Genomic DNA, 13,584 nt, shown 5'->3' with positions numbered 1-13,584 from the left:
TGTAAATCGTTATCAATAGCATTTGCATTAGCTTTGATTAAGTAAAGATCATGAACAAAATGTGGAGATGGATTGCAGGATGTTTCTAGCTAGCGCAGATAAAACGACAGATGAGTGGTTGCCCGCCGGGACAGTTGCGCAATGGTTGCAGCAGGCAGATGTGGGTGAAGATGGCTGGTGGCAGCGGCTTTACGCCGCTGGAACGCCGCTGGTGGAGCGTGACGACACCGGTCAAACCACCATGCACTTCTTCTGGCGCGATCCCGAAGGTCATTCCGCACTTTCATCCACGCAACGGGTGTATGTCGATATTAATGGCGTAACCGATCACCACAGCGAAGCACCGGAAAGTTTGCAGCGGGTGGGCGACAGCAACGTCTGGCATTGGTCGACGCATATTGAGTCAGACTGGCGCGGCAGTTACAGCCTGATCCCCGCCACCGCGCAGCAGTTGCCGCCGCTGTTTTGTGGCGACGAAGAGGCGTGTCGCGCGCTGCAGCGCAAATGGTGGATTTCGCTGATGCCGCTGGCGATTCCCGACAAACTCAACCCCACGCCGCCGTTTCTCAGCAGCCGACGCTTTGCCCTGAGCAACGCACATATGCCGGATGCGCCGGATCAATCGGCATGGCGCGCGCTGGATGCCGGACTGGCTGAAACCTGGCCTGATGCGCTGCAAACCTTGCAGTGGCACAGCGAGTTGCTCAACGTGACGCGCAACGTCTGGCTGTACAGCACCGGGCAAACCGATCGGCCTGAACAGCGTCCGCTGGCGATTCTGCTCGACGGACAAAACTGGGTGTATGGCCAACCGATTTTCAGCGCGCTGGATCAGGTCACCGCGGATGGCGAACTGCCGCCGACCTGCTGGCTGTTTATCGATGTCATCGACAGTCAGCATCGCGAAGCTGAATTGCCGTGCAACGCCACCTTCTGGCAAGCAGTGCAGCAGGAACTCTTACCGCTGGCGCGCCAGCACGCCGCGTTCAGCAGCGACGCCAATCGCACGCTGGTGGCTGGGCAAAGTTACGGCGGACTGGCCGCGCTCTATGCCGGTTTGCACTGGCCGCAGCGCTTCGGCCGCGTTCTGACCCAATCCGGCTCCTTCTGGTGGCCCAATCTGCAGTACATCCGCGATTACGCCAACCGCGAGCATCACGCGCCTGGCCTGCTGCTACAGCGTCTGCAGCAAGGCACGCTGCCGCCGGGCAAGCTGAAGATCTTTCAGGAAGTGGGCGATCGCGAGGCCGACATGGTGTACGTCAACCAGCAGATCGCCCCGGTGCTTCAGGCTGCAGGCCATGAATTACATTTTCGCCGCTACGCCGGAGGGCACGATGCGCTGTGCTGGCGTGGCGGTTTGATCGACGGCTGCCGCTGGCTGCTGGCCGATTTTCTTTCCCCAACCTCACCCTCTGAAGGTACTCATCATGTCTGAACAACAAAATCCGTTTGATAACGATGCGCTGGATTTTCTGGTGCTGCTCAACGCGCGCCAGCAATACAGCCTGTGGCCAGCGTTTGCCCCGGTACCGGCGGGTTGGCATAACGTGGCAGGGCCGCTAACGCGCGCCGCCGCCATCGCGTTTATTGAAGCCAACTGGCACGACATGCGACCAGCGACGCAACAGACGTCGTCTACCGCAGCCTGATTTTCACTTTTAATCATTTAATTAATTTATTCCCATCATCCTTCGGGTTGCAGCCAACGCCGCTGCAGCCTGAAGGATGACGGGAATCAGACAGGAATTGTCCTTTGGCAACGTACAAACAACCTCCCTCTGCGGCCTATCCTTTGGTGGCGGCGCAGCCCGGCATCTGGATTGCTGACAGTATTGCGCCGCAGCGCAATCAATTTACCGTGGCGCACTACAGCGTATTGCACGGCAACATCAACCGCGCCGCGCTGGATAGCGCTATTCGTCAGGCGATGGCCGAAGCGGATACCGTGCAGGCGCGCTTTGGTCTCGACGATGAGGGCAATCCAGCGCAGTGGTTCAATGCACAAGCACCCATCGCACCGGAATGGCACGATTTCAGCCAGCGCGCCGACGCCAGCAGCCAGGCACACAAGCTGATGCAGGCGGATCTCGCCGCTGAGCTGCCTGCCGACGGCGACAAACCGCTCTATCGCCACGCGTTATTACGCATCGGCGACGGCAGCTGGCTGTGGTATCAGCGTTATCACCATTTGCTGGTGGATGGTTTCAGCTTTGAAGCGCTGACCCAGCGCGTCGCAGCGATCTACGCCGCCGTGTGTGCCGGTGAAATGCCAGCGCCCACGCCGTTTACCCCCTTCACCAGCGTGATTGAGGAGTATCAACAGTGGCAAAATTCTGCCGCCTTTACTCGCTCAGCCAGTCACTGGCACAGCTACGCAGCGGACCTGCCGGAAACCCTTTCGCTCTCCAGCGAAAGCGTGATCGCTGCTGGCGCGCGCCCAATCAGCTGTCAGGTGACGCTGCCGCAGCTGGCAGCGCTGCGCCAACAACCACAGCTCGCTGACAGCAGCGAAGGCGATATCGTCAGCGCCCTGTTGGTCGCTTATCTTGCACGCATGAGCCATCGTGCGCGCTTATCGATTGGCTTCCCGTTTATGCGTCGCATGGGTTCAGCGGCAATCTCAACGCTCGGACCGGTGGTGAACGTCTTGCCGCTGATTTTTAGCGTCAGCGATGAGATGACGTTGCCGGATTTGGTGCAGCAGCTGCAGGGTGAAATCCGCAAGGCGCGCCGCCATCAGCGCTATGAGGCGGAGCAGCTGCGTCGTGATTTGGGTTTGGTTGGCAGCAGCCAGGCGCTGTATGGTCCGGTGATTAACGTCAAGGTCTATCACGACGATCTGCAATTCGATGGTCATCCTGCCGCCACCCATACGCTGGCGATGGGCCCGGTTGACGATCTGGAATTTGAAGTGGGCTTCCGCGATGGCGCACTGCAGCTGACGCTGGTGGCAAATCCGCAACGTTACGATGGGCAAACGCTACAACGTCACGCTGATCGCATCAGCCATCTGTTAAGTCAGCTCGCCTCACAACCCACACTCACCCTTAGTGCACTGTCATTATTGGCACCGCAGGAGCAACGCGATCTGCAGCGCTGGTCTAGCGGCCCAACTATCCTGCCACCCGCCAATACCACCACTATCGTGGATATCCTGCTGCAACGTGCCGCGCAGCATGGCGATGAGATCGCGGTGGTGTGCGGCGAGCATAGTCTGAGCTATCGCCAGCTCGCCGATCGCGCCATGCAGCTCGCGCATCTGCTGATCGCCCGCGGTCTGCGCGCTGACGACGTAGTCGCCATTGGCATTCCGCGTTCGGTGGATTCACTGGTGGCCATCTTTGGTGTGCTGGCGAGCGGCGCGGCCTATATGCCGCTCGATCTCGATTACCCGCGCGAACGTTTAACCCTGATGTGCGATGACGCACAGCCTAAACTGCTGCTGACACACACCAGCACGCTGGCGCAGATGCCGGTGCTGCCGCATCTGTGCATCGATGATGCAGCGCTAAACCATCAACTTAACGCCCAGGCCAGTTGTCCGCCGGTCACCCAGCTGTGCGGTGACGATCTGGCTTACATGATCTACACCTCGGGATCGACCGGACGTCCCAAAGGTGTGATGAGCACCCATCAGGGCTTGCTCAATCTGTTCCTGTCGCACCGCGAACACCTGTTCGGCCCGGCGATTGCGCGCTTTAGCGCCAATAGCCCGCGCCGCATGCGCGCCGGTCACACCGCGTCATTCTCCTTCGACTCCTCGTGGGAACCGCTGTTCTGCATGCTGATGGGCTGCGAGCTGAATATCTTTGACGAAGATCTGCGCCGCGATGCCTGGGGATTGATTCAGCAGATGAATGCGGTGCCGGTCGATTTGCTGGATATCACGCCGTCTTTCTTCTCGCAGATGATCGACAGCGGCCTGCTGGAAGCCGACAACCATCGCCCATCGTTTGTGATGATTGGCGGGGAAGCGGCGACGCCGACATTGTGGAAGCTGATGCAGCAACAGCAGCAGATGGAGATCCACAACTATTATGGCCCGTCGGAATACACCATCGATACGCTCGGCGCCAATGTCATGGCCTCGCCGCAGCCGGTGATTGGTCGTCCGGTGGGAAACAGCGAAGTCTATCTGCTGGATAACCAATTGCGTCAGGTGCCCATCGGGTGTGCTGGCGAACTGTATATCGCCGGAACCGGCATCGCGCGCGGCTATCTGCGTCGTCCCGATCTCACCAGCGCACGCTTTGTTGCCAACCCGTTCCGCGCGGGCGACGTGATGTATCGCAGCGGCGACCTGATGCGCTGGCGTCAGGATGGCCAGCTGGCCTTTATTGGCCGTACCGATCACCAGATTAAAGTGCGCGGCTTCCGCGTCGAACTCGGTGAAGTAGAGAACGCGCTGGTGGCGCTGCCGGAAGTCAGTACCGCCGTGGTGATCGCCGAAGTGATCGGCGCGACGCATCGCCTGATTGGCTACTGCTCGGTGCAGGATGACGCGCTGCGTGCGGATAGCGCGCTCAACGCGCGTTTACTGGCGCAGCTCGCCACTCAGCTGCCGGATTACATGGTGCCGGCGGTGTTGATGGTGATGGCGGATTTGCCGCTTAACGTGAATGGCAAGATTGACCGTCAGGCGCTGCCGAAGCCGCAACAGGCGCAGCAGAGCCAAGGCCGCGCCGCCAGCACGCCGCAGGAGCAGCTGATTTGCTCGGCGATCGCGGGCCTGCTCGGGTTGGAAAGCGTAGGTGCCGAAGATGACTTCTTTGCGCTCGGCGGTGACAGCATTTCGGCGATGGGACTTAGCACCGCCGCGCGCCGCGCCGGTTATCTGCTGCGTCCGCGCGAAATCTTCGCTGAACGTACCGCTGCACGCATGGCGCGTGATTTACAGCCGCTGGCGCAGCACACCACCAGCGAGCGCGTGGCGCAGCAGGGCGCGCTGGGCGGATTGCCGATCCTGCACTGGTTCAATGCGCAAGCGGGCATCAACGCACGCTTCGCGCATGGCGTGCTGCTGTCGGTGCCGCCGCAGTTACAGCTCGCGCAGGTAGAACAGCTGATCGATCAACTGGCGCAGGCGCATCCGGCACTCAATGCCTTCACTCGCGGCGATCGACTGGTGGTCGGTGAAACGCTGGCGTCACGCCCTGCCCGCGTACGCGCCTTGGCCGTGGAGGATCGCGATAGCGCGGCGGAGCAGGCGTTTAGCGAGGATGCTAATGCGCTGGATCCGGCGGCCGGTGCGCTACTCAAAGCCACGCTGCTGCAACAACATGGCGCCAGCTGCGCACTGGTGCTGACGCTGCATCATCTGATCGTTGATGGCGTTTCCTGGCGTGTGTTGCTCGATGAGCTGCAACTGGCCGGTGAAGCGCTGCTGCATAACTCGCCGCTGACCCTCCCCGCCGAGGAAACCTCGCTGCATGATTGGTCGGCAGCCTTGCTGGCGAACCTCGCAGCGCGCGCTAACGAAATGCCCTTCTGGCAACAGATGCTGGCTGAACCGCTGCCGCCCATTGGACAGCGCGCCATGCAGCTCAGCGATCGCCAACAGCATCAACGCACCCTGCTGGATGCAGCCACCACGCATGCGCTGCTCAACACGCTGCCGCACCATTATCGCGCTACTAGCGAAGAGTTACTGTTGACGCTGCTGACCCTTGGGCTGCGCCAGCATTACGGCAGCGCCTTGCAACGCGTCACGCTGGAGTCGCACGGTCGCGCTGAACTGCATGCGCAGCAGGATCTGGCGCGCACCGTCGGCTGGCTGACGGCGGAGTTCCCGCTGCTGCTGCCGTTGCCAGACAATCCACACGCGCCGCTCAATGACAGCGTGCGCGCGGTGAAAGCGGTGCTGCGCGCGGTGCCGGATCGCGGTATCGGTTACGGTCAGCTGCGCTGGCTCGATGCGCATCGTAGTGTGGCGCTGGCCCAGCTGGCGGCACAACATGCGCCGCAGGTGCTGTTTAACTACCTCGGCCGCTTCACGCAGCGCAGCGGTTACTGGTCGCCACAGCGCACTGCGCAGCAGTTCCGCGACACCTTTGCGGTGCTGCAGGATGAGGCGCTGCCGCTGCAGCACGCGCTGGAACTCAACGTCTTCGTCGAGGAGCAATCTCACGCGGCGCAGCTGGCGCTTAACTGGAGCTGGGCCGCCGGCGTGCTGAACGCCGAAGCGATTGACAGTCTGCATCAGGCCATGGCCAGCGGCGCACAGGCGTTAAAGGCACTGGCTCACCAGCAGCCGCAACAGGCCGCCAACACGCTGGTCGCCGCCGACGTCGCGCTTGAAGGCATCGACGATGCGGTGCTGCAACAGCTGCATGCGCGTCACGGCGCTTTTAGCCATGCGTTGCCGCTGCTGCCGTTACAAAAAGGCCTGCTGTTCCACGCACAAACCAGCGCACAGCAAGGCAGCTATAACTCGTTAACGCGCCTGACGCTGAGCGGCGCTATCGATGTGACCTCGGTACAGCAGGCGCTGAACGCGGTGCTGCGCCGTCATCCACAGCTGGCGGCACGCTTCGACGCCGAACTCAGCCTACAGCCGCTGCAGCTGTTACCAGCAGGTGAACTGCACTGGCCGCTGGCGGTGCATCAGTTGACTGAGGAAGACGAAGATCAGGCGCTGCTGGCGCTGGAGCATCAGGCGCTGGCGCAGGATCTGTTCAACCAGCCGATGATGCTGCAGGCCACATTGATCGCCCATCGCGACGGCCTGCACTGGACGCTGCTGCTCAACGCGCATCATCTGGTGGTGGATGGCTGGTCAACGCCGGTGATCCTCCACGATCTGCTTTGTGCGCTGCGCCAGCAAACCTTGCCCGCGCACAGCAGCAGTTACGCCGATATTGTGCGTCAGCTCAGCCAGCGCGACAGCGATGAAGCGCGACAGCAGTGGCAGGCGTGTCTGCGCGAGGTGCGGCCGACGCTGCTCTATCCGCAGGCCGCCGACAGCGTGGTTCATGAGCAGCGCATTACGCTGGATGCCACGCTGGAGCGCGACCTCTATGCGCTATGCCGCGCACGCGGATTAACCCTGAACAGCGTGATGCAGGGCTTATGGGGCCTGATGCTGTCCGTTGCCAGCGGTCAGCAAGATGTGGTGTTTGGTGCCCCAGTGTCCGGTCGTTTTGGTCATATCGATGGCATCGATGCGCACGTTGGCCTGTTCAGCAACACGCTGCCGGTACGCATGCGGTTCGATCATCAGCGGCCACTGCTGGAGCAGCTGGCCGATCACCAGGCGCAGCAAATTCAACTGATTGAGCAAGATTGTCTCGGTCTGGCCGAGATTCAGCAGCTGGTCGGCGCGGGTACGCTGTTTGATACCCTGCTGGTGGTGGAGAACTATCCGGACAACCAAACGCTGCTGGATGCCCATGCTGCCGTGCGCTGCGAAGCGATTCACAACCGTGGTTACACGCACTATCCGCTGACGCTGCTGGTGCTGCCGGGCGAACAGCTGACGCTGTTAATGGAGTATCGCGACTGCGTCACTGAGCCGCAACGCCTCGCCGAGCGGCTGTTACTGCTGCTGCAGCAGCTGGTCTCCACGCCGGATCTGCCGCTGGCGCAGTGGCGACTGCAAACGCTAGCTGAGCAATCGCTGCTTGCCTGGGTCAACAACACTGGCGTGCAGCTGGAAACCGAAACCCTGCAGCAGGCGATTGCCCAGCAGGCGGCGCGTACCCCGGACGCGTTGGCGCTGCTGGACGTTGAACATCAGCTGAGCTACGGCGAAATGCAGCGTCAGGCAAGATTACTGGCGGATCGTCTGATTGAAGCGGGCGTGATGCCGGGCGATATCGTTGCCGTGGCGCTGCCGCGCTCGGTTCGCCTTAGTATTGCGCTCACCGCCATTCTGCAAGCGGGTGCGGCGTATCTGCCGCTGGATATCGGTTATCCCGATGAGCGTCTGGCTTATATGGTGGACGATGCGCGGCCATGGGTGGTGATCACCGAATCCGCGCTGGAGAGCCGCTTCGCCAGCTTTGGTACGTTGATGCTGTTTGATGCCTTAGCCGCCAGCCAGGCGCAGGCCCGCCACAATCTGCCGCCAGCGGATGCCCAGCGCCCGGCATACGTCCTTTATACCTCGGGTTCCACCGGCAAACCGAAAGGTGTGGTGGTGAATCAACACGCCATCGTCAACCGCCTGCGCTGGATGCAGGCCAGCTATCCACTGCGCGCCGACGATGTGGTGTTGCAGAAAACGCCGTGCAGCTTTGATGTGTCGGTATGGGAGTTCTTCTGGCCGCTGATGACCGGCGCGCAGTTGCTGATGGCGCCGCCGGAGGCGCATCGCGATCCGCAGGCGCTGTGGCAGCTGATCGACGACTATCACGTCACCACCCTGCACTTTGTGCCCTCGATGCTGGCCGCGTTTGTCGGCCATCTGGCGGCGCAGACTGACCAGGCTTGCCCGAGCCTGCGTCGCGTATTCTGCAGCGGTGAAGCGCTGGCGTGCGATTTGGCGCGCAGCTATCAGGCACTGATTACCGCGCCGCTGCACAATCTGTATGGTCCGACCGAAGCCGCCGTCGATGTCACCTGGCAACCGGCCAGCGGCAGCGCGCTGGAGGGGCTGAACGGGCCGGGCGTGCCGATTGGTCGTCCGGTATGGAACACGCAGCTGCATATTCTGGATAGCCTGCTGCGTCCGGTGCCGGTAGGCGTGCCAGGCGATCTCTATCTCAGCGGCGTGCAGCTGGCCGATGGCTATTTGCATCGTGCCGATCTCACCGCGCAGCGCTTTGTCGCCGCGCCGTTTGCCGAAGGGGAACGCATGTATCGCACCGGCGATATCGCCAGCTGGCGCGCCGACGGTGCGGTGGAGTATCTGGGGCGCAGCGACGATCAGCTGAAGATGCGCGGACAGCGCATTGAGCCGGGCGAAATCGAACAGGCATTAGTCGCGCTGCCGGGCGTGGCGCAGGCCGTCGTTGCGGCGCGCAGCCTTACGCAGCAGTCGACACCGGGCGTCGATAACCGTCAGCTGCTGGGCTGGCTGGTAGCAGATGCGGGCGCCACGCTGGACATCGAGCGCGTGAAGCAGCAGCTGGCAGAACGTTTGCCTGCGCATATGCAACCGGCCAGCTATCTGCTGCTCGACGATCTGCCGCTGAGCGCCAACGGCAAGCTGGATCGCAAAGCGCTGCCGATGCCGCAGCTCAGCACGCGCAGCGGTAGAGTGCCGGACAGCGCCAACGAACATCTGCTGGCCGATCTGTTCCAACAGCTACTGGGCTGCGACAGCGTGTTCGCCGATGACGATTTCTTCGCGCTCGGCGGCCATTCGCTGCTGGCAATGCGCCTGGCGGCAGAACTGCGTCGTCGTGATGTGCCGCCGCTGAGTATTGGGCAGATCATCGCAGCACGCAGCGTGGAGAAGCTGGCGGCGCTGCTCGACGGCGACGCCAGCAGCGAAACCGGCGGCAACGGTGAACTGCTGCCGCTGCGCGCAGGCAGCGGCCCCACGCTGTTCTGTATCCATCCGGCATCCGGTTTCGCCTGGCAGTACAGCGCCCTGCTGCACTATCTGGACGGCGACTTCCCAATTGTCGGCCTGCAATCGCCGCGCCCTGGCGGGGTGATTGCGGCGTGTCACAGCGTGGAGGCGATGTGCGACCAGCATCTGGCGACGATCCGCCAGCAGCAGCCGCGCGGGCCTTACTTCCTGCTCGGCTATTCACTCGGCGGCACGCTGGCGCAAGGTATCGCCGCACGTTTGCAGGCGTTAGGTGAAGAGGTGGCCTTCCTCGGCCTGCTGGATACCTATCCGGCAGAAGGTCAGGACTGGCGCACGCCGGATGCCGATGAGGCGGAGCGCGAAGTGGCACGCGAGCAGGCCGAGTTTATGGCCGCGACCGAAGACGAACGCGATCCACAGCTGCGAGCGGAGAAAGCGGCGATGTTTAGCACCATCGTGGCCAACTACAAAGACGCCGTAGCGCGCCTGGCGGAAGCGCGCACCCCGCGTTATGCCGGCAGCGCCACGCTGTTTATGGCGCAAAAAACCGTGCCGCCGGATATGGATGTCCGCGCCAGCTGGGCGCCGTTTGTGGATGAGCTCACCCTGTTCCCACTGGATTGCGAACACGCCGATATTCTCTCAGCGGATTCGCTGAAAGTGTTGGGGCCGTTGATAAATCAGCTGTTAGCTGGGCGTTAAACAAGGCACACACCGTAGCGGCGCGATTTATCGCGCTCTTTTTAAAGACGCGCAATGAATTGCGCCGCTACGGGTGATGCAAATGGGATTTATTGTTGGAGATATATGGCTAAGCCCTCGATATTTTTAGATTTTAGTTTGTTGAAAAACAACGCATCGTTCCGCGCGATTTTCTGCGCTCGCATGCTATCGGTGTTTGCGCTCGGCATGCTGGCAGTGGGCGTACCGGTGCAGATTCAGGCGATGACCGGCTCCACGCTGCAGGTGGGCGTGGCGGTGATGCTCGATGGCATCGGCATGTTTATCGGCCTGCTGCTCGGCGGCGTGCTGGCCGATCGCTACGATCGCCGCAAGCTGATTCTGTTCGCACGCGGCACCTGCGGCATCGGCTTTGTGCTGCTCAGTCTGAATGCCTTCAGCCCGGCGCCTTCGCTGCTGGCGCTCTATTTCCTCGCCTTTTGGGATGGCTTCTTTGGCGCCCTGGGCATGACCGCGCTGATGGCGGTCATCCCGCTGATTGTCGGTCGCGAACATCTGGCGGAAGCCGGCGCACTCAGCATGCTGACGGTACGCCTCGGCGCGATTCTGTCACCCGCGCTCGGCGGCATGATCATCGTCGCAGCAGGCGTCGGCTGGGCCTTTGCCGTCGCCGCTATCGGCACGCTCGCCACGCTAATTCCGCTGGTGCGTTTACCGACGATGCAGCCTGAACAGCAGGAGCCAGAGCATCCGCTGCGCGCGCTGGCGAGCGGCATGCAGTTTGTCTGCCAGCATAAAGTGGTCGGCGCGGTGGTGCTGGTTGGATTGCTGCTGAGCATGGTCGGTGCGGTGCGTATCCTGTTCCCGGCGCTGGCGCTGGCGTTTCACGCCGATGCCTCGGCATTAGGTTTGATGTACTCGGCGGTGCCGCTGGGTGCGATGATTGGCGCGTTTACCAGCGGCTGGGTGCGACAGTTAACGCGTCCGGGGCTGGTGCTGATTGGCTGTGCGCTGCTGGCGTTTACCTGCATCGCCTCGCTCGGTCTCTACAGCCATTTGCTGCCCGCGCTGCTGGCGCTGGTGTGTTACGGCTACAGTAACGCCATCGCCTCGCTGCTGCAGTTTATGCTGACGCAGCATCATACGCCGGATGCGCTGCTGGGCCGCGTGAACAGTCTGGGAACGGCACAGGATGTCACCGGCGATTCGGTGGGTGCGCTGGGTTTAGGCGCGCTGGCACGGGTGCTGGCGCCGCTGAGCAGCGTGCTGTGGTTTGGCGGCCTGGCCGCGGGCCTGTTGGTCCTGCTGTCGCTGGCGGCGCGCGGCCTGCGCACCGCGCGTCTTAGCCATCAACCGGAGACACCGCAGCCGGCCACCGCCGATGCTTAATGTGAGAACTGCCGCTCGATGCTGCTGAGCATATTGCTGGCGCTGTAGTAATCGAGGCGGAAAGTGTCGTTACCCATGGCAAAAATGTCGTGCTGCTGCACCGCTGGCAAATGGGCGAGGAACGGATTCTTCGCCACCTGCGGCACGGTTTTTTCATCGGCGGCAAACAGCAATAGGGTGTTGCCGGTGATGCCATCGGCCATGTTTTCCCCGCTCATCTGGATAATGTCATTGCGCTTGCCCATGCTGGTGCTGCCCTGGAAACTGGCGGGCGGCGCGGCTAAGGTAAAACCCAAATCCTTTAACAACGCGCCCTGCGCCGACGCCGGTGTCCACAGGTTTAAACCCCGCCCATCTTCGTAGTAGACCAGCGCAGAAGTCGGCTGCGGCGGCAGCGTAATCTGGTCGCGCACCGCGGCAACGCGCTGATCGAACGCCGTAATGACCTGTTGCGCATCCGCGTCGTGACCGGTGATCTCGCCCAGCTGCAAGGCCAGCGCCTGCCAACTCTTATCGCCGTAGTCGATCACTAAAACCGGTGCAATGGTGCGTAGCTGATCGTAAAGACGCAGCGCCGAATCCCCGCCGGTAGCGGCCATCACAATCAAATCCGGGGCTTCGGCAGCAATCGCTTCGGCGTTCGGCTGCGACACATACAGCGGTTTTACCTGACGCGCTTTCGCCACTTCACTCCACTGAGTAAAGAAGCCCTGCGCATCCGCGACGCTGCTGTTGCGGCTGGTGGCGCCAGAGCCGATCAGCGGCGCGTTAATTGCCAGCAAGGTGCCGCTCAGCGTGACGCTGGTCGAAACAATACGCTGCGGCGGCTGTTGCAACGTAAATGGGCCTTGCGGTGTTTCGATGGTGCGCGGCCAGCTGGCGTTGGCCTGGACGTTAGTGCAGATGACAAATAGGCTGAGCAGCAGAGAAAGAGCGGGGAAACGCATCAGGTTGTCCATGACTTGATAGTTGAGAATAAATATCATTATCAAAAATACAGCGGTGTGCAAGCGTAATTCTTTGTGTATTTCGGTCGCCATGAATGACGACCCTACATATTCGTAGGGTGCGCATTAATGCGCACCTGGCAGAAGTTACTGCAGTGAATAACGCGCCATCGGCGCCACATCCTTAATCACGCCATTCGCTTTCATATAATCACCAAATGCCTGATAGCGCGCCCGATCAAACTCTGCGCTGTGCGCAGCGAAGTACGGCAGCGTCGCCTGCCACGCTTGATGATTCAGTTTGGTGTTCAGCTCCGGATATTGCTTGATAAACGCCTGCCACGCCTCTTGCGGATGCGCGCGCAGCCACGCCACGCCGGCATCCAGACCGCGCAGGAACGCCGGAATACGTTTATCCTGCGCCGCTGTTTTCTGGTTCGCCAAAATGATCAGCTCGTCGTACGCTGGCACACCATGATCTTCCGGCTTGAACACCGTCGGATGGGCGCCTTTGTCCTGCAGATCTAACAGCTCATAGTTGCGGAAAATGGTCATTGCACCATCAATCTTGTGCGTCAATAGCGCCGATTCACCGTCCATATTCAGGTTAATCAGCTTCACTTTATCGGCATCAACGCCCTGCGATTTCAGCATATTGCGGATCGCTACATCCTCGGTGCCCGGCACGGCGTAGCCCAAGGTTTTCCCGGCAAAGTCCTTGAGCGAGTGGATATCACTCGACAGCGTCGTCAGCGTGTTCAACGGCTGGTTGACCATAGTGCCAACGCGGATCACCGGCACCTGTTTCTCCACCAACGTATACAGCTGCGGCTGGTAGCTGATAGCGAGATCGACTTTCCCCGCCGCCAGCAGCAGCGGCACGGATGCCGAATCGGCCGGTGCGATCATCTCCACCTCCAGCCCCTCTTTTTTAAAGGCGCCGCTGTGCTGGGCAGCAAAAATCGCCGCGTGGTTCGGGTTGATAAACCAGTCGAGCAGCAGACGAACTTTCTCTGCAGCGTGCGCGCTGCTGGTCGTCAGCAACAGCAAAGCGGTGATGGCGATACGTAGGGTGTTCAAGGTGCA

At 61.3% G+C, this 13,584-nt stretch carries 6 protein-coding genes; 4 read left to right on the top strand and 2 right to left on the bottom strand.

Translation table 11 applies throughout. The features are described 5' to 3' along the window. The first annotated feature begins 79 nt into the window (after window positions 1–79). From fes to entS, 4 genes are all read left to right on the top strand, one after another. Entirely contained in the window at window positions 80–1,438 is a 1,359-nt protein-coding gene (fes, locus tag WFL93_RS08830) for an enterochelin esterase (protein WP_336777907.1), read from the top strand. Next, window positions 1,431–1,652, top strand: coding sequence for an MbtH family protein (locus WFL93_RS08825; protein WP_049851145.1), 222 nt, complete (start codon window positions 1,431–1,433; stop codon window positions 1,650–1,652). The genes fes and WFL93_RS08825 overlap by 8 nt, the downstream gene beginning before the upstream one ends. A gap of 104 nt (window positions 1,653–1,756) precedes the next feature. After that, entirely contained in the window at window positions 1,757–10,183 is an 8,427-nt protein-coding gene (locus WFL93_RS08820; protein ID WP_336777906.1) for an amino acid adenylation domain-containing protein, read from the top strand. 105 nt (window positions 10,184–10,288) lie between these two features. Further along, window positions 10,289–11,551 carry an enterobactin transporter EntS gene (entS, locus tag WFL93_RS08815; RefSeq protein WP_336777905.1) on the top strand — a complete coding sequence of 421 codons (1,263 nt, stop codon included), beginning with the start codon at window positions 10,289–10,291 and terminating at the stop codon, window positions 11,549–11,551. Here entS and fepB read toward each other — a convergent pair. After that, entirely contained in the window at window positions 11,548–12,498 is a 951-nt protein-coding gene (fepB, locus tag WFL93_RS08810; RefSeq protein ID WP_336777904.1) for a Fe2+-enterobactin ABC transporter substrate-binding protein, read from the bottom strand. The genes entS and fepB overlap by 4 nt on opposite strands. A gap of 147 nt (window positions 12,499–12,645) precedes the next feature. Next, on the bottom strand, window positions 12,646–13,578 hold the full coding sequence (locus WFL93_RS08805) for an ABC transporter substrate-binding protein (protein ID WP_336777903.1): 933 nt from the start codon (window positions 13,576–13,578) through the stop codon (window positions 12,646–12,648). Window positions 13,579–13,584 lie beyond the last annotated feature (6 nt).

Origin of the sequence: Pantoea sp. USHLN256 (assembly GCF_037149875.1) — a bacterium.
Taxonomy (GTDB): domain Bacteria; phylum Pseudomonadota; class Gammaproteobacteria; order Enterobacterales; family Enterobacteriaceae; genus Pantoea; species Pantoea nemavictus.
This window is presented reverse-complemented; position numbering and strand designations above follow the sequence as displayed.